The sequence below is a fragment of the Daejeonella sp. H1SJ63 genome (genome assembly GCF_029360775.1).
GTDB lineage: Bacteria > Bacteroidota > Bacteroidia > Sphingobacteriales > Sphingobacteriaceae > Daejeonella.
On the sequence record NZ_JARKMZ010000048.1, the window covers coordinates 1 to 681 of the forward strand.

A 681-nucleotide genomic window follows, 5' to 3' on the forward strand; every position below is an offset into this window, starting at 1 on the left:
CGGGAAACCCGGTTACCAGCGGAAACGTTACGGTCACAGCGGGAGCAGCCAGCAAGCTGGCGATTACGACCCAGCCTGTTGGCGGGGCCAGCGGGGCAGTGCTGAGTACCCAGCCTGTGATCCAGGTCCGTGATGCACAGGATAACCTGATCACAGGGAGCACGGCCAGTGTGAGTGTGGTGATCAAAACGGGTACGGGCGGAACTTTGGGCGGAACAACGTCAGTTGCGGCAGTAGGAGGTATAGCTACCTTTACGAATCTGACCTTAGCCGGAACTGTTGGAGAGAATTATACTTTAGAGTTCAGCTCATCCGGACTCGCACCGGTTACCAGCAGTAATGTAACGGTTACGGCCGGTAGTCCGGCACAGCTGACGATCACCACCCAGCCTGTTGGCGGGGCCAGTGGAGCGGTTTTAAGCACTCAGCCTGTAATTGCCATCCGTGATGCACAGGGAAACCTGACGGGCAGTACAGCCAGTGTGAGTGTGGCGATCAAAACGGGTACGGGCGGAACGCTGGGCGGAACAACATCAGTTACTGCCGTAGCAGGTACAGCGACGTTCACGAACCTGACCTTAGCCGGAACTGTTGGAGAGAACTATACGCTGGAGTTTACTTCTGCAGGTCTTACAGCAGTGACCAGCAGCAATGTGACGGTTACGGCGGGAAGCCCTTCAC

1 protein-coding gene is annotated in these 681 nt (G+C 56.8%); it reads left to right on the plus strand.

Annotated elements, in window-relative coordinates:
• A partial coding sequence (locus P2W72_RS15655) for a hypothetical protein (protein WP_276364566.1) occupies nt 1–681 on the plus strand: 681 nt, incomplete at both ends.